Source organism: Pseudomonas sp. HR96 (genome assembly GCF_034059295.1).
Classification (GTDB): domain Bacteria; phylum Pseudomonadota; class Gammaproteobacteria; order Pseudomonadales; family Pseudomonadaceae; genus Aquipseudomonas.
This window is the reverse complement of record NZ_CP139141.1, coordinates 4,069,882-4,084,970: the sequence shown is the minus strand read 5'-3', so window position 1 is coordinate 4,084,970 and position 15,089 is coordinate 4,069,882. Positions and strand designations below refer to the sequence as shown.

Genomic DNA, 15,089 nt, shown 5'->3' with positions numbered 1-15,089 from the left:
GGCGGCGAATCAAGCGTTGCTATGGTTGCGATAGCCGCGCTTGATCAGCGCGCGTCCTGCTCTTGAACCTCCACGCCCGGCGAGTCCAGGCCCGGCAAACCGAAGAACGCCCGCGCGCACGCCGTGCTGTGCGCCGCCAGATCCTCCAGGCTTTCATCTCGGTGCCTGGCCACTTCGGCCAGCACCTGGCCCAGATAGGCCGGCTCGTTGCGTCCGTTCTTCGGCTTGGGGCGCAGGCTGCGCGGCAGCAGATACGGCGCATCGCTCTCCAGCATCAGCCGGCCCCGGGGGATACTGGCCATCAACGGGTGCAGGTGGGTTCCACGGCGTTCGTCGCAGATCCAGCCAGTGATGCCGATGTGCAGGTCCAGGTCCAGGTAACTGAACAGCGCCTTGCGCTCGCCGGTAAAGCAGTGCACCACCGCGCCGACCAGGCTGTCGCGAAACTCGCGAACGATCGCCAACAGGCGCTCGTTGGCGTCACGCTCATGCAGGAAGACCGGCAAGCCGCGCTCCACCGCCAGCGCCAGATGCAGCTCCAGCACCTTTTCCTGCTGCGCGCGGGGCGAGAAGTCGCGATTGAAATCCAGCCCGCATTCACCCACCGCCTTGACCTGTGGTTCACCGAGCAAGGCCCGCAGCTGGCCTTCGCTGTCGGCGTTCCACTCGCTGGCGCTGTGGGGGTGGATGCCCGCCGTGGCGAACAGCCGCTGCCCACGCGGATCGAGCTCGCGGCACAGCTGCAGCCCTTGCTCGCTGCCTTCGACCGAAGTGCCGGTGACCAGCATCTGCACTACCCCCGCCGCCTGGGCGCGCTCGACCACCGCCGCAGCGTTCTGCGCGAAACTGGGGTTGGTGAGGTTGACGCCAATGTCGATGAGTTGCATGGTTCTCGCTCGGGCGGGGAGGCCCGACAGCATACCAGAGCTTTGTATTGGAAAATAAATACTGAAACTTCAACAGCTTAAGGATGTCTGTTGGGGCCAATTGGGGCTATGCCCGGGGCGCGTATGATTCGATCGACTCTCTTTTTGCTGGTCGCAGCAGGCTTTTTGATGCCATTGAACGCGACCGCTCGTCCGGCCGGCCCACCCTCTGCGGGCCACCCGGGCAAGACCCACGACCTGCCGGCCATTCGCAGCAGCCACGTGTTGCGCGTGCTGGTCAACCAGAGCCGCAACAGCTCGGGCGAGGTCAAGGGCCAGCCCATCGGCGTGGAATACCCGCGCCTGGCCGCGCTGGAGAAATACCTCAACAACCAGGGCCCGGCCAAGGCCGGCAAGGTTCATATCAAGGTCATCCCCAAAGCCAAGGAACAACTGTTCGCCGCACTGCAGCGTGGTGAAGGCGACCTGATGGCCCCTGGCGAGCTGATGGACGCCGCGCCACCGCCCAGCATCGTCGCCAGCGCCCCGCTGCAAGGCGAGGCGCCGCTGGTGCTGGTAGGGCAGAAGGGCGCCCGGCACCTGGCCCGGGTCGAACAGCTGTCCGGCCACAGCGTCGCCCTGGCCAGCGGCAGCGCTGCGGGCGATGCGATCGACGCCCTCAATCGGCGCCTGGCCCAGCACCATCAGGCTCCGGTGAAGATCGAGTGGGTCGACCCCAGCCTTGCCGCTGAAGACGTGCTCGAAATGGTCCAGGCCGGCATCTACCCGCAGACCGTGGTCGAGCGACCGATTGCCGAGCGCTGGCTGAAAGTCATGCCCAGGCTGCGCGTCGACGCCCGCGTGGCCTTTCCCGGCCCAGCCCGGCTCAACTGGTACGTGCGCAGCGATGCGCCGCAGCTGCAAGGCGGCCTGGAGCAGTTCCTGCAAAGCTACAAGGCCCCCGCCGACGGCGACGCCAACTTCAAGCGCGCCTACGCCGGGCTCTATCAGGTGCATGACCCGCTCAAGCAAGCCGACCGCCAGCGCCTCGAAGAACTGCGCCCGGTGCTGCAACGCAACGCCCGCGAACAGCGCATGGACTGGCTCGACCTTGCCGCGCTGGCCTTCAAGGAGTCCGCGCTGGACAGCGCCGCACGCGGCGGCAGCGGCGCCACCGGGTTGATGCAGATGACCCCGGCCGCCGCCCAGCGGGTCGGCGTGAGCAACATCCAGAACCTGGACAACAACGTCCAGGCCAGCGCCCGCTACCTGGCCCTGATCCGCCAGAAGTTCTTCGCCAGCCGCGCCATCAACGAGCGCGAGCGCATGGCCTTCGTCATCGCCGCCTACAACATGGGCCCCGAACGCGTCCAGGCCATGCGCGCCGAAGCCCGCAAGCGCGGGCTGAACCCCAACCAATGGTTCTTCCAGGTCGAGCGCATCGCCATGGAACAGGTCGGCATGAACGCGGTGAACTACGTCACCAGCGTCAACAAGTACTACCTGGCCTACAACCGCGAACGCGACTCGCTGGAACCGCAGAGCCGCCGCGTGGCCTGGGTTGACACTGCCACCGGGCCTTGACTAGGATGCCCACCTGCGCCGATTTAAACAGCTACTTGCGGGGCGCCAGGGGAACCCAAGAGATTCCTCGAAATACCGCTAAAGCGCTGGTTCGGTGACGCCTCCCACCGCTGCCCAGCTTCAGCAGTCGAGGCCGAGAACATTGCCATGAGTTGCCCCCGTCCCGCCGTATGCCTGGCCCCGCTGCCCTCCAGCCCAACCCTGCGCAACCCGCGCATTCTTCTCGTCGGCGCCCACCAACCCAGCCTGCTGCGCTGCCTGGACGGCTGGCCACGGCGCCAGGGCAAGGCAGTGGCGTTCATGGCGCAGTTCATCGATGACCTGGACCAATTGGCCGGCTTCGCCGATGGCCGCTTCGACCTGGCCGTACTGCAGTCGCCGCCAGCTGGCCAGGCAGCGGAAGCGATCGCCCACCTGACCCGCATCGCGCGGCAGGGCTTGATTACGCGGCGTTGATGTGGGGCTGAGGCCTGGGTGTTGGGAGCTGGGCTTGTGGGGGTTGGAAGCTGCGTATTGGCGGGGGGGTGGACAATGCGGACGTTTTGCCGGTGCGAGCGGGTAGAGTGTGCGAGCGGCCGGTAAGCCGTTACCTTGACGCCGGGGCTTGGCAATCGGAGTCGCTTCAATCCGGGGCGGTCCTGGATTCCAGGTCGATATCCTCCGGCCACTTCACCTTGGGCGCCAGGCGACGAGCGATATTCAGGGTGTCATCCTCGTTGTTCCAGTCGCGGGGCGGGCGGTCGAAGGCAGGGATGGCTTCTGGACCTTGCTGCATGAACAGCTGGGCGATGGTCCAGTAGGATTCGCCATCCTCCTGGCTGCCGGCAAACTTGAATCGATCCATGGCGATATTGGTCCCGGGTTCGCGGACGGCCAGCATGACCATCTCGATCTTGCCACCGGTTCCCATGGGCCCGTAGGCGCTGCAGTATTCAGCATGCAGATCGTCCCAATCGAAGACATCGACATGCACGCCCCATTCGGTGCGGCTGAACAACTTGAAGTAGTTGCTGCGAAAGCGGTAAACGTAGACTTTGCGACGCGCTCGGTTGAAGCGAATGGGTTCGTCTCGGGGGCATTCGGTGTCGAGCCGCCAGCCCCCGAGTGCACTACCAGCGCTAAATAGCAAAGTACAGATAAGCGTGAGGTCACTGATGAAGTCTTCTATATTTCGTATAGGTAGGGCTAGAGCATAGAAAAAAAATATCCCCCCCAGTAAGCTACATATCATGAGGATTATAGAAAGAATAGCTATCGGTCCGCGAAAATTCATGGTGCTGCGCGGTAGTTCTAAGCATATAGCGTCAAAGAAGTTGGGCGGATTCGATATATATCTTGTGGTTATCAAGTCGGCAGGCCTGTCGTTTGGAGCGGCGAGGTCTTTTTTCCAGCCAGGAGCACGAGGCTGCAATAACGGCTTAGCTCCGAGACCTAACATGGCGCCGTCCGCGATTCCAGATCGATATGCTCAGGCCACTTCACCTTGGGCGCCAGGCGACGAGCGATATTCAGGGTGTCATCCTCGTTGTTCCAGTCGCGGGGCGGGCGGTCAAAGGCAGGGATGGCTTCTGGACCTTGCTGCATGAACAACTGGGCGATGGTCCAGTAGGACTCGCCATCTTCCTGGCTGCCGGCAAACTTGAATCGATCCTTGGCGATATTGGTCCCGGGTTCGCGGACGGCCAGCATGACCATCTCGATCTTGCCACCGGTTCCCATGGGCCCGTAGGCGCTGCAGTATTCAGCATGCAGATCGTCCCAATCGAAGACATCGACCTGCACGCCCCATTCGGTGCGGCTGAACAATTTGAAGGCGTTGCTGCGGAAGCGGTAAACGTAGACTTTGCGACGCGCTCTGTTGAAGCGGATGGGTTCGTCTCGGGGGCATTCGGTGTCGAGTCGCCAACCCCAAATTGCGCTAGCAGTGCCGAATAGAAAGCAGCCGAGAGCAAGGCCCAACATAGGTAAGCCTTTGAAATTTAGAAAGTGAATGGCTAAAGCGTAGGTGAAGAATACAGCCATGGACATGTTAAATATCATAAGGACAATCGATAAAATAGCTATAGGTCCGCGAAAATTCAAAGTCCCTCGAGGTAATTCCAGATACACTCTGTTTAAAGAGTTGGGTGGATTTGACAAGTATTTTGTCGTAATTATTTCGCCGGGTGCTTCGTTCGGGCCTGGAAGATCTTTCTTCCAGCCTGGTTGACGAGGATGCAATAGCGGTGTTTTTATGCTCTCCATCACGGAGCCGTCCGTGATTCAAGATCGATATCTTCCGGCCACTTCACCTTGGGCGCCAGGCGACGGGCGATATTCAGGGTGTCATCCTCGTTGTTCCAGTCGCGGGGCGAGCGGTCAAAGGCGGGGATGGCTTCTGGACCTTGTTGCATGAACAGCTGGGCGATGGTCCAGAAGGACTCGCCATCCTCTTGGCTGCCGGCAAACTTGAATCGATCCTTGGCGATATTGGTCCCGGGTTCGCGGACGGCCAGCATGACCATCTCGATCTTGCCACCGGTTCCCATGGGGCCGTAGGCGCTGCAGTATTCAGCGTGCAGATCGTCCCAATCGAAGACATCGACATGTACGCCCCATTCGGTGCGGCTGAACAACTTGAAGTAGTTGCTGCGAAAGCGGTAAACGTAAACTTTGCGACGAGCTCTATTAAAGCGAATGGGTTCGTCTCGAGGGCATTCGGTGTCGAGCCGCCAGCCACCTAGTGCACTACCAGCGCTAAATAGTATAGCACCGATAACCGTGAGCTTACTGATGAAGTCTTCTATATTTCGTATAGGTAGTGCTAGAGCGTAGAAAAAAAATATTCCACCCCATAAGCTGCATATCATGAGGATTATAGAAAGAATAGCTATCGGTCCGCGAAAATTCATGGTGCTACGCGGAAGCTCTATGTAGTGTTCATTGAAAGCATTCGGCGGGTTCGATATGAATTTCGTCGTAACCAATTTTTCAGGGGGGTCATTTGGACCGGACAGATCTTTTTTCCAGCCAGGGCATCGGGGCTGTAATAATGGTTTTGAGGCCGCCATGAGCATTTACCTAAAATATTCGTATGTAACATCCCCGTCCCGTTGAGCTAGGGCGAAGGGGGCTGGTAGTGAGATTTAGTCGGGCCAGCGAGATTGCGAAATTATCGCGGCATAGCTGTCAGGACTGTCTCTATGTGGCCAATATGTCAGCGTAATCGTTACCGCTTCGACGGCCGGTCTGCTGTTGGATAGAAGTAACTCGATTGCGCCACGAATGGTTTTTATGTTTGGAGATCCATTATCTTTAGCATTCATTACTTTAATTGAAGAAATATGGGTTTTAGAATCTTCATGGTAGTCGACGTTTTTCGATGAGCTCGGCTGCAGTCGTTGCCGCCACTCGCTAGGAGCCGTTGCTAAGTCCAAGGCAAAAAAATCTTCCCGCAGGATCGTTTCGCCCGAAGTGTATTCGCCAAGAACTTGGTCATGCCCTCGATGCAACACAACGTTCCAAGCATACGCGGAGTGACTCTCATCAAAAAACGGTAATCGAATTGCGTATTCCCAGGTCCGAGTTGAAGTCGGGAGAGCCGTACGGGCAAGTCCTCCAAGGTGAAGCATACCGCTGTCGACAACCTTCATCCTTCGGGTAATCTCCACTGTCATGCCGAGCGTTGCGGCATTCAGCTCGCCCAGTGCGGTGCTGGCATATTCCGAATTCACCCAGTGAATTTTTGGGGTCTCGTTGGCAACACCGAAAAAGCAGCGTTTCGCCCATGTTTCCAGCAGATCAGATTCTTGGGATTCTGCAGCCCTGAACAAGGCGTAAGCCAGAAGGCTTAAACCGATAGCGACGCCTAGTGGACCTCCAAGTACCATGCTCATCGAGGCTGCGGCTTTTACTCCATAGTAGGCGCCTACAAGTGCAAAAAATGTGGAGCCTATGTACCTGTGAGAAGCATCTTTATCACCCACATTCCAGGTCCGTTGAGCTGCCACAGCGGCTTTGATAGCATCAAATCCGCTACTAATCGCGATGATCACCGCCCCAGCCCGCTGCAAATACAACCCGGCGTCCAAAGCAATTTTCACCCCTGACCCCACTATCAACCCGGACTTCTGCACTCCTGTAGCACCACTCTTCAAAGCCAACCCCACCAGCTTCACGCCCCCGCCAAGCACGCCCAGTATGCTCCCCTGAAGCGCAATCAACGCTTCCGCCGACTTGTCCCCAACCGCTTCTTCCGCCGACTCTAGGCTCTTGGCCAGCGCATCGCCCATCAGATACATCGAGCCAATCGCCACCAGCAGCTCCGCGCTTGCAGCCACTCCGCGCAACCCGGCAAAGCTGGTTCTGACCCAGCGGCTGGCCTGCCACGCCGGGACCTTGAAGTGGCTGATGCCCTTGACCACCTGCGGGTCCAGGGTGCCGAGGCCGACGGTCACCATGCTCAGCGCTGAATACGCGGCCACCGAGGAGTAGTCGCCCGACACGGGCTTGTCCTTGTCGCTGTTCATGGCCGCCATCAGGTCGTCCGCCGTACCTTCGAACCACAGCGATACCTTGACCATCAGGTCGGCGAGCTTGGGGTCCAGGACCACCAGGCTGAGCACGCCGCCCTGGATCATCGGGCGGATCTTCGGCCGGGTGCCGGCCACCATCCGGTCGGCGCCGTTGGCAAATTTGTGTTGCAGACTGCGGACCACCTCCGATTGCAGGGCGTAATACTCGCGAAGCTTCATCTGCACGTTCAGCTCGATCAGGCTGATGCGGTTGTACAGCAGCTGGCTGGCGGTATTGATTCGCGAGATGGCGAAGTTCACCCCAGGTCCGACAAGGTCCTTGAGGCGGGCCTGGGCGCCGTTGACGGCACCCAGCAGCTGGGCGATGGCTTCCTGCAGCGGCGCCTGCATCAGGCGTCTGCTTTCGTCGCTGGCGATGGTCCGGGTCAGCAGGTCGTACAGCCTGAGGCTGTCGTTCCAGGTGGTGGACTCGCTGAAACTGGGCAGCAGGGCCGCCAGCAAGGGCGAGTCGCGCCGCAGCAAGGCCTGATAGGCATGACTGTGCGGATCCTGCAGCAGGGTCTGCCATAGCTGTGCCGTGGCGCCGCCGGGGTTGTCGGGCGCCTCGCTGATGCCGCCGCGCAGGCACAGGGCCATGGTCTTGCTGTAGGCCTCGCCCGACTCTTCGTCGGCACCGTCGTAGTCGTGGGTCATGGCGACTTGGAAGTCACGGGTCAGGAAGGCTTCGGCGTACAGCCTGCCGTAACGATCGATCTCCTGCTGGTAGGCCTGCAGGGTGGCTTCATGGGCCTGCTGGAAAGCGGCGCGTCGGGGTTCGTCGTAGCGCTGCTCCAGCCGCTGGTTGGCGTCCAGGGTGTGGCTGTCGACCACCCGCTGGCGCTCGATTTCGGGACTGACGAACACCGGCGGGCCGTCGCCGCTCATGGGCTCGAACGAGGGCACCCTGTGTTCGGCCCACTGCCGATGCATGGCCCGGATCGCCAGCAGGATCTGCGAAGTCTGCTGCTGGTAGGCCCGCTCCGGCTCTTCCAGCCATGCCTGCCGGGCATGCGCCCAGCTGGCGCGCAGGCCGTTGTACTCCTGGACCAGGCCGATGGGGTCGTCGATGTCGATCATCAGCACGCCTTGCCGGCCATCCGCGCCCGGCGCCATGTTTTGCAGGTAGTTGCGCAGGGCCAGGCGCGAGCGACCGCGGCTGTGGAAGGCGTGCACGCTGTCGAAACCGGGCACGAAAGCCTCGTATTCGTAGACTTTGTGGTGCACGAGCGGCTGCTCGGCGGTGAGGAAGTCGCCCAGTTTGCCGGGGTTTTGCTGGGCGGTGGTCAGGTCGAACATCTGCATGCGCTCGATGTTGTTCAGCGCCTTGTAGGAGTCGAGCACACTCCTGGGCCAGGGGTCGCTGGCGAAGGCCATGGAGACGGTCTGGTATTTGTCGGTGTCGATGTTGATGAAGGACGCCGGGATGTGGTGGTCGGCGTTGACGCAGGCCCAGGGCAGCAGGCGTGTGTTGGCGGCCGGGGGTTTGTAGGGGTTGAACTGGCGCAGGTAGCCGTCCGGGGTGACCTGATAGGCATGCCAGACCTTGTCGTCCAGCAGCAGGTAGACGTAGCCGGCGCGCAGGGTGCGCAGGCCCAGCTTCATGTCGGTGAGCTCGGGTTTGGGGCGGTGGTAGGCGGTGTGGGCCTTGGGCACCAGCGCCGTGCGCACCAGCAGGATGGACAGCCCCTTGCGCTCGCAGAGTCTGCAGTCGCCGTGGGAGAAGGCGTTTTCGGCGATGCGCACGGCCATTTGTTCCCTGAAGTTCATTGGGCGGCTCCATGATCGAGTTCTGCGATGGCCCGGTCCCAGTCGTAACCCGGCACTTGTAGAAAGGCGGCTTCGAGTGCGAGCCCTCCGCTGGCGGCTTCAGCGATCAGCCGCTGGAACAGAGGATGGCGGGGCAAGCCGTCATGCACCAACAGGCGGTAAGCGGCCAGGACCTGGATGTCGGCGCTCTGAAGGCCCAGCGCTCGCGCCTGGCGTATCTGTTGGTAAGCCTGAAAGGCAGCGTCACCAGGCAACGCGATCGGGTTGGTGCCATCACTGCGCAGGGACGGCGCCGGACGCTGTCCACAGCTACGCCAGATGTCCAGCAACTCCGCGATCAGCACCACCTCGCGCTGGGCATCGAGGGCCTGCGGATCGGTGGCGGCGCTGCGCGGCGCCTCGCCAGTGGCGGTGAAGTACCCTAGGTCGCTCCCCGGAAACAGCCCGCCATGCAACGGCCCCAGCCCCTGGTCGCCCTGCTTGGACCAGGCTCGTAGCAATTCGAAGCGCAGTGGCTGGTACAGCGGCAGAAACTGCACTCCTTGCGGGGCAAAGCTGTGGCCCAGTGTGATCAGCTGCTTGCCCACCTGCTCGGCGGTGACGCTGCTGCTGAGCCAGGCACATACGTAGTGGCGCGAATCCCGGCGGTCGCGCTGAACGCGGTGCTCGGCCAGGGCCAGCAGCTCTGGCGCCGGCGCAACTCCAGGGCCGGCGAGGGTCACCAGCAGCGGCCAGGCCTCCGGAGCGTGGTCCAGGTCAGGCCGAGGCAGCCGGGTCAGGGCATTTTCACCGAGCTGCCGACGCAGGGCCATCTCGTGCAGCGGGTCGCTTTCGGCGCAGTCGGCGAGGGGGTCGAGCAGCAGATACAGGCTTGCCTCGGGCCGATGGTGGCTGGTCAGGAAAGTCTGCAACGGACTGGTCATCACGCTTTCACCTTGCACGGCTCTGCAAGGTTGACGGGCAGCTGGATATGTAAATCCTGCCCTTGACCCCGAGCGCCGAGGTTCAGCGGACCCTTGACGTGGATGGCCACCCCCTCGAAATGCACACCGGTGGCGTTGATCGTGATACTGCCGCCCGGATTGCTCATGACCAGTCGCTCGCTGGCTTGTAGTTGATACATCGTGGTGTCGACCCTGGCGCCCTGGCCTACCACCAGGTACCGAGACCCCGCGATCAGTTGCTCGAAGTGACCGCCGACCTCGAGGTGATGATCGCCACCGGTGGTTTCATGGTGACTATTGCCGACTTGCTGGTGCCACAGCGTGAACAGCACGCGGCTGTCGAGCAGGCCGGCGAAGTCGATGTCGGGGTCGCGGCTGGACAGGGTCAGCTTCAAGTGGAAAGGGCGGGAAAGCCCTTCCTTGAGCTTGAAGCTGACAACCTCGAATTGCGCCTCGCTGGCAAGGGGCGCAAAGGTGTAGCGCAGGTCTGATTGGCGTGCCATGGAATCCTGTCCATTCTTTTATTTTTTGACGTCGGAAAAATGACATAATCGACGATAGGCGCCAGTCTAAAATTGTAAGCAATTGATAAATTTCAGCTAAATCAGACAGATAGCTGTTTATGAATTGGGGCGGGACATCTTGGAGCCAGCGCTCGCAGGTTTCACCTCCTGCGACGCTGTCGCTGGAGAACAAGGCGAACTCAAGCCGGTGATGACGAACGTCACTATATGGATAAGACTGTGCCGAGATACCGTTGCGGGGGCCCGGTGGCAGCGCAGCGATTCACTGACGATCGAGGTAGTTTTGGCAACCAATATCATCACCCGAGAGGGCCACGAGGCCCTGCGGTCGGAGCTCGACCACCTGTGGCGGGTCTATCGGCCGGAAATCACGCAAAAGGTCACCTGGGCGGCGTCGCTGGGCGACCGCAGTGAAAACGCCGACTACCAGTACAACAAGAAGCTGCTCAGGGAGATCGACCGGCGCATCCGCTATCTGCGCAAGCGGCTGGAGGATGTGAAGATCGTCGATTACGCGCCGGAGCAGGAAGGCCGGGTGTTCTTCGGCGCCTGGGTCGAGATCGAGAATGACGAGGGCGAGCTGAAGAAATTCCGAATCGTCGGCTATGACGAAATCTATGGTCGCAATGACTACATCTCGATTGATTCGCCCATGGCCCGAGCCTTGTTGAAAAAGCAGGAAGGCGACGAGTTCGTAGTGCAGACACCAGGCGGGGATGCACTCTGGTATGTGACCCGGATCTTTTATCCAGGGCCGGTGGATGCCTGATCCCAAGGCCCGTGATAACCGGATCGGCAGGTTTGTACGGATGAGCCAGGCACTGGCGTTCGAGAACTCGCTGGCGGCGGTCAGGTCGGCGGTTGCGGCGGGCCTCCACACCTTCGGCATGCTTGCCGGACTGGCTGAAGACCCGCTGCGCGAGGCGGGCGCGCAGAGGGTGATCCGCGACTTCGACGATGAGCGCTTATGGGCCTTGATCAGCGAGCGGTCGCCACAGGATCAGGGCGTGGTGCGCTCCTGAATCATCTGTTGGCCGCTCTGCTGACGCTGTTGCTGCATGGCATCGGTGCTGCCCGAAGTGCCCGGCGTACCCATGTTGCCACCGCTGCTGGTGCCAGTACCTGTGCTGTTGACTCCGTTGGTGCCGTTGCTGTTGATGGCGTTGGTGCCATTGGCATTGGTGCCGTTGCTGTGGGTGGCGTCGGTGGCATTGCTGTTGCTGCCGTTACTGTGCATGGCGTCGGTGGCATTGCTATTGCTGCCGTTGCTGTGCATGGCGTCTGTAGCGTTGCTGTTGCTGCCATTGGTGCCGGTGGCGTTGGTGGTGCCGACGGTGCCCGTGCCTGGGGTGGAGGCGCCGCGGGCGGCACCGGCACCGTTGCCGCCTGCCGCGCCGCCCGCCGCCGCGCCGCCGGCGGCACCTCCCGCTGCACCGCCGCCCGCGCCACCGCCCGCACCGCCAGCCGCGCCTGCGGCCATGGCCAGGCCGCTGCCGAGGACGGCGCAGAGGGCGCCGGTGGTGAGCCATTTACCGACTGTGCTGCTGATTGGGCGTTTCATGCTGGTGAACCTCATTGTTCTGAAAGACACCTAGGGTTGGAGAGGCGACGTTCAGGGAGGTTCGGTTCGGGTGCCGGGCGGTCTAACTCTCGCGCAGCACTGCCAACGGACTACTGTTGAGCGCCCTGCGGGTGCCGAAGACGCCCGCGCCACCGACCAGCAGGGCGCCGACCAGCGGCAATGCCAGAAGCCACGGGTGCGGGCTCCAGTGCAGGTTGAAGGCGTAGCGATAGAGCAGCTGGCTGACCAGCTCGGTGCCCAGCGCGGCGAGCACGCCGCTGGCGGCGCCCAGCAGGCCGAACTCGATGCGGCGCGCCTTGACCAGCAGTTGCCGCTGGGCCCCCAGGGCGCGCAGCAGGGCGCCTTGGCGAATGCGTTCGTCGAGGGTCGATTGCAGGCCCGAAAACAGCACCGCCAGCCCTGCCGCCAGCACGAACAGCAACACGTACTGCACGGCGATGGTGACCTGGGCGAGGATGCTGCGCAATTGTTGCAGCAGCGCCTCCACCGGCAGCAGGGTCACGGCAGGGAAGGCGCGGGACAGTTCCACCACCTGGGCGTCATGTCCCGGGGCCAGATAGAAGCTGGTCAGGTAGGTGGCCGGCAGGCCCTGAAGGGTGCCGGGCTGGAAGATCATGAAGAAGTTGGGCTTGAAGTTGTCCCAGTCGATGTGGCGCAGGTTGGTGACCCGAGCCTGGCGCTCGACGCCGCCGATGTCGAAGGTCAGCCTGTCGCCGAGCTTGAGGGTCAGGCTCCTGGCCACTTCGCCTTCGACCGAGACACCCGGTATGGCGTCGGTCGCGCCAGGCGTCTCGCCGCTCCACCAGGCGCCTTCGGTGATGCGGTTGCCGGCCGGCAGGTCGGCGGCCCAGGTCAGGCTGAGGTCGCGCTGGATGGCGCGCTCGCCCTGGGAGTCGGGCATGACCAAGTCCTGCACTGGCTTGTCGTTGATCCGCGTCAGACGCCCTGGAATGATCGGGAACAGCGGGGCGGCCTGGGCAGTGAGGTGGGTCAGTTGCTCGGCGAATGCCTGGCGCTGGTCGGGCAGGATGTTCAAGGCGAAGTAGTTGGCGGCGTCCTTGGGCAGCTGGTTCTGCCAGGTGTCGAGCAGTTCGCCGCGCAGCAGGGCGATCAGCGCCATGGCCAGCAGGATCAAGCCGAAGGCCAGTGCCTGGCCGGCCCCGGCAAGGGGGTGGCGCAGCAGTTGGCCCAGGCCCAGGCGCCACGCCAGCGGCGCCCGCGCCAGCACCCGACGCAGGCCTTGCAGCACCAGCAACAGTAGCCCGCCGAGCAGCAGCGCGGCGACCAGGCCGCCCGCCAGCAGGGCGAAGGTCAACGTCAGGTCGAGGCTCAGTCGCCACATGATCAGGCCCAGCGCCAGCAGCGCGGTGCCGTACACCAGCCAGCTGCTCGGCGGTACCGGCAGCAGGTCGCGGCGCAGGACCCGCAGTGGCGGGACCCGCCCCAGCGCGGCCAGCGGCGGCAGGGCGAAGCCGGCGAGGGCAACCAGGCCGGTGGCCACTCCGGCCAGTGCCGGGAGCAAGCCACCGGGGGGCACCACAGCGGGCAGCAGGCCCTGCAGCAGGGCGAACAGGCCCAGTTGCGCGAGCCAGCCCAGCACGGCGCCGCTGAGGCAGGCGGCCAGGCCAAGCAGCGCCAGTTGCACGCTGAACACCAGCAGTGCCTCGCGCCGCGACAGGCCCAGGCAGCGCAGCAGGGCGCTGGCGTCCAGACGCCGGGCGGCGAAGCGGGAAGCCGACAGCGCCACCGCGACGCCGCTGAGCAGCACCGCCACCAGGCTGGCCATGTTCAGGTAGCGCTCGGCCTTGCCCAGCGCGCCACCGATCTGTCGGTTGCTGTCGCGGGCATCCTCCAGCTTCTGGCTGGGCGCCAGGCCCGGCTCGACGTTCTGCCGGTACTGCGCCAGCGCCTCGGGGGTGCCGCGCCACAGTTCGCGATAGCTGACCCGGCTGCCCGGCTGGACCACGCCGGTGGCGGCCAGGTCGTCGAGGTTGATCATCACTCGCGGGGTCAGGCTGTAGAAATTGCCGGCGCGGTCCGGCTCGTAGGTCAGCACCCGGGTCATGCGCAGGGTCTTGTTGCCGACGTCGATGCTGTCCCCGATCTTCAGGTTCAGGGCTACCAGCAGGCGGCTTTCGACCCAGGCCTCGCCAGGTTGCGGGGCGCCGCCCAGGGTCTCCTCGGCCAGCGGCTGTGGCGCGCTCTTGAGTTGGCCGCGCAAGGGGTAAAGGCCGTCCACGGCCTTGACGCTGGACAGCTGGATGCCGTTGTCGGTAGCGATCACGCTGGAAAATTCCACCGTGCGCGCATGCGCAAGACCGCCCTGGGCGCCGCTCGCCAGTTGCTCGGGGCGCGCCGGGGCGCTGCCTTGCAGTACCAGGTCGGCGCCGAGAAACTCCGTGGCGCGCATCTGCATGGCGCCATTGAGACGGGCGCCGAAATAGCCGATGGCGGTGCTGGCCGCGACCGCGACCACCAGGGCGAAGAACAGCACGCGCAATTCGCCGGCGCGGGTATCGCGGGCGAGTTGGCGGGCGGCGAGGGTCAGCAGGCGCAACACGGGCAGGCGGGCCATCAGGGCTCCAGGGGGGCGACCAGGCGGCCGGCGTCGAGGCGGATCAGGCGCCGGCAGCGGTGAGCCAGGCGTTCGTCGTGGGTGACCAGCACCAGGGTGGTGCCGCGCTCGCGATTGAGCTCGAACAACAGGTCGGTGATGCGCTCGCCGGTGTGGCTGTCGAGGTTGCCGGTCGGCTCGTCGGCGAACAGCACGTCCGGCTGCGCGGCGAACGCGCGGGCGATGGCCACTCGCTGTTGTTCGCCGCCGGACAGCTGGCGCGGCGTGTGGCTGAGGCGATGGCCCAGGCCGACTCGTTGCAGCAGTTCGCTGGCCAGCTCGCGGGCACGTGGGTTGCCTGCCAGCTCCAGCGGCAGCATGACGTTTTCCAGAGCATTGAGGCTGTCCAGCAGCTGGAACGACTGGAACACGAAGCCGACGTGTTCGGCCCGCACCCGCGCGCGCTGGTCTTCGTCCAGGCCGCTGAGGTCATTGCCGGCCAGCACCACGCTGCCGGCGCTGGGCAGGTCGAGGCCGGCCAGCAGGCCGAGCAGGGTCGACTTGCCGGAACCGGAGGCGCCGACGATGGCCAGGCTGTCGCCGGCGGCAAGGTCGAGGGTCAGTTCGTGAAGGATGGTCAGTGTGCCTTCCTCGCTGGGGACCACTTTGCTAAGGTTGCGAGCTGCGAGAATGCTTTCGCCCATGGAGTGAACAA

14 protein-coding genes are annotated in these 15,089 nt (G+C 63.2%); 4 read left to right on the top strand and 10 right to left on the bottom strand.

Going from position 1 to position 15,089, the window contains the following annotated elements; all coding sequences use genetic code 11:
* Nucleotides 1-44 precede the first annotated feature (44 nt).
* On the bottom strand, nt 45-887 hold the full coding sequence (locus tag SFA35_RS18270) for a TatD family hydrolase (protein WP_320571934.1): 843 nt from the start codon (nt 885-887) through the stop codon (nt 45-47).
* Between the two features lie 123 nt (nt 888-1,010).
* Between SFA35_RS18270 and SFA35_RS18265 the strand changes: the two genes are divergently transcribed.
* Nucleotides 1,011-2,450, top strand: coding sequence for a transglycosylase SLT domain-containing protein (locus tag SFA35_RS18265; protein ID WP_320571933.1), 1,440 nt, complete (start codon nt 1,011-1,013; stop codon nt 2,448-2,450).
* Nucleotides 2,451-2,597: 147 nt separating this feature from the next.
* Complete coding sequence (locus tag SFA35_RS18260; RefSeq protein WP_320571932.1) at nt 2,598-2,906, top strand: hypothetical protein; 309 nt, start codon at nt 2,598-2,600, stop codon at nt 2,904-2,906.
* 166 nt (nt 2,907-3,072) lie between these two features.
* Here the strand turns inward: SFA35_RS18260 and SFA35_RS18255 are convergent, their stop codons facing one another.
* The 6 genes from SFA35_RS18255 to SFA35_RS18230 all read right to left on the bottom strand — a co-directional run bounded on the left by SFA35_RS18255 (nt 3,073) and on the right by SFA35_RS18230 (nt 10,217).
* Nucleotides 3,073-3,681: a DUF6708 domain-containing protein gene (locus tag SFA35_RS18255; RefSeq protein ID WP_320579106.1), complete on the bottom strand. Its 609-nt coding sequence runs from the start codon at nt 3,679-3,681 to the stop codon at nt 3,073-3,075.
* 200 nt (nt 3,682-3,881) lie between these two features.
* On the bottom strand, nt 3,882-4,478 hold the full coding sequence (locus SFA35_RS18250; RefSeq protein ID WP_320571931.1) for a DUF6708 domain-containing protein: 597 nt from the start codon (nt 4,476-4,478) through the stop codon (nt 3,882-3,884).
* Between the two features lie 215 nt (nt 4,479-4,693).
* Complete coding sequence (locus tag SFA35_RS18245; protein ID WP_320571930.1) at nt 4,694-5,500, bottom strand: DUF6708 domain-containing protein; 807 nt, start codon at nt 5,498-5,500, stop codon at nt 4,694-4,696.
* A 75-nt stretch (nt 5,501-5,575) separates the two neighbouring features.
* The gene (locus SFA35_RS18240) at nt 5,576-8,770 is read right to left on the bottom strand and encodes a T6SS effector BTH_I2691 family protein (RefSeq protein WP_320571929.1); all 3,195 of its coding nucleotides are present in this window, start codon (nt 8,768-8,770) and stop codon (nt 5,576-5,578) included.
* Nucleotides 8,767-9,693, bottom strand: coding sequence for a hypothetical protein (locus SFA35_RS18235; protein ID WP_320571928.1), 927 nt, complete (start codon nt 9,691-9,693; stop codon nt 8,767-8,769). The genes SFA35_RS18240 and SFA35_RS18235 overlap by 4 nt, the downstream gene beginning before the upstream one ends.
* Nucleotides 9,693-10,217, bottom strand: coding sequence for a hypothetical protein (locus SFA35_RS18230; protein WP_320571927.1), 525 nt, complete (start codon nt 10,215-10,217; stop codon nt 9,693-9,695). Before SFA35_RS18230 ends, SFA35_RS18235 begins: the two co-directional genes overlap by 1 nt.
* Nucleotides 10,218-10,521: 304 nt before the next feature.
* Between SFA35_RS18230 and greB the strand changes: the two genes are divergently transcribed.
* Nucleotides 10,522-11,007 carry a transcription elongation factor GreB gene (greB, locus tag SFA35_RS18225; protein WP_320579104.1) on the top strand — a complete coding sequence of 162 codons (486 nt, stop codon included), beginning with the start codon at nt 10,522-10,524 and terminating at the stop codon, nt 11,005-11,007.
* Nucleotides 11,008-11,047: 40 nt separating this feature from the next.
* Complete coding sequence (locus tag SFA35_RS18220; RefSeq protein ID WP_320571926.1) at nt 11,048-11,260, top strand: hypothetical protein; 213 nt, start codon at nt 11,048-11,050, stop codon at nt 11,258-11,260.
* Here the strand turns inward: SFA35_RS18220 and SFA35_RS18215 are convergent.
* From SFA35_RS18215 to SFA35_RS18205, 3 genes are all read right to left on the bottom strand, one after another.
* Entirely contained in the window at nt 11,239-11,799 is a 561-nt protein-coding gene (locus SFA35_RS18215) for a hypothetical protein (protein WP_320571925.1), read from the bottom strand. The two genes, SFA35_RS18220 and SFA35_RS18215, sit on opposite strands and share 22 nt — an antisense overlap.
* Before the next feature lie 82 nt (nt 11,800-11,881).
* Nucleotides 11,882-14,395 carry an ABC transporter permease gene (locus tag SFA35_RS18210; RefSeq protein WP_320571924.1) on the bottom strand — a complete coding sequence of 838 codons (2,514 nt, stop codon included), beginning with the start codon at nt 14,393-14,395 and terminating at the stop codon, nt 11,882-11,884.
* On the bottom strand, nt 14,395-15,078 hold the full coding sequence (locus tag SFA35_RS18205) for an ABC transporter ATP-binding protein (RefSeq protein ID WP_320571923.1): 684 nt from the start codon (nt 15,076-15,078) through the stop codon (nt 14,395-14,397). Before SFA35_RS18205 ends, SFA35_RS18210 begins: the two co-directional genes overlap by 1 nt.
* Nucleotides 15,079-15,089: the final 11 nt, after the last annotated feature.

Bases quoted from the DNA above. Each gene is read 5' to 3' on its own strand.
- SFA35_RS18270 (WP_320571934.1), bottom strand. From the start codon at position 887: ATGCAACTCATCGACATTGGCGTCAACCTCACCAACCCCAGTTTCGCG.
- SFA35_RS18265 (WP_320571933.1), top strand. From the start codon at position 1,011: ATGATTCGATCGACTCTCTTTTTGCTGGTCGCAGCAGGCTTTTTGATG.
- SFA35_RS18260 (WP_320571932.1), top strand. From the start codon at position 2,598: ATGAGTTGCCCCCGTCCCGCCGTATGCCTGGCCCCGCTGCCCTCCAGC.
- SFA35_RS18255 (WP_320579106.1), bottom strand. From the start codon at position 3,681: ATGATATGTAGCTTACTGGGGGGGATATTTTTTTTCTATGCTCTAGCC.
- SFA35_RS18250 (WP_320571931.1), bottom strand. From the start codon at position 4,478: ATGTCCATGGCTGTATTCTTCACCTACGCTTTAGCCATTCACTTTCTA.
- SFA35_RS18245 (WP_320571930.1), bottom strand. From the start codon at position 5,500: ATGGCGGCCTCAAAACCATTATTACAGCCCCGATGCCCTGGCTGGAAA.
- SFA35_RS18240 (WP_320571929.1), bottom strand. From the start codon at position 8,770: ATGAACTTCAGGGAACAAATGGCCGTGCGCATCGCCGAAAACGCCTTC.
- SFA35_RS18235 (WP_320571928.1), bottom strand. From the start codon at position 9,693: ATGACCAGTCCGTTGCAGACTTTCCTGACCAGCCACCATCGGCCCGAG.
- SFA35_RS18230 (WP_320571927.1), bottom strand. From the start codon at position 10,217: ATGGCACGCCAATCAGACCTGCGCTACACCTTTGCGCCCCTTGCCAGC.
- SFA35_RS18220 (WP_320571926.1), top strand. From the start codon at position 11,048: ATGAGCCAGGCACTGGCGTTCGAGAACTCGCTGGCGGCGGTCAGGTCG.
- SFA35_RS18215 (WP_320571925.1), bottom strand. From the start codon at position 11,799: ATGAAACGCCCAATCAGCAGCACAGTCGGTAAATGGCTCACCACCGGC.
- SFA35_RS18210 (WP_320571924.1), bottom strand. From the start codon at position 14,395: ATGGCCCGCCTGCCCGTGTTGCGCCTGCTGACCCTCGCCGCCCGCCAA.
- SFA35_RS18205 (WP_320571923.1), bottom strand. From the start codon at position 15,078: ATGGGCGAAAGCATTCTCGCAGCTCGCAACCTTAGCAAAGTGGTCCCC.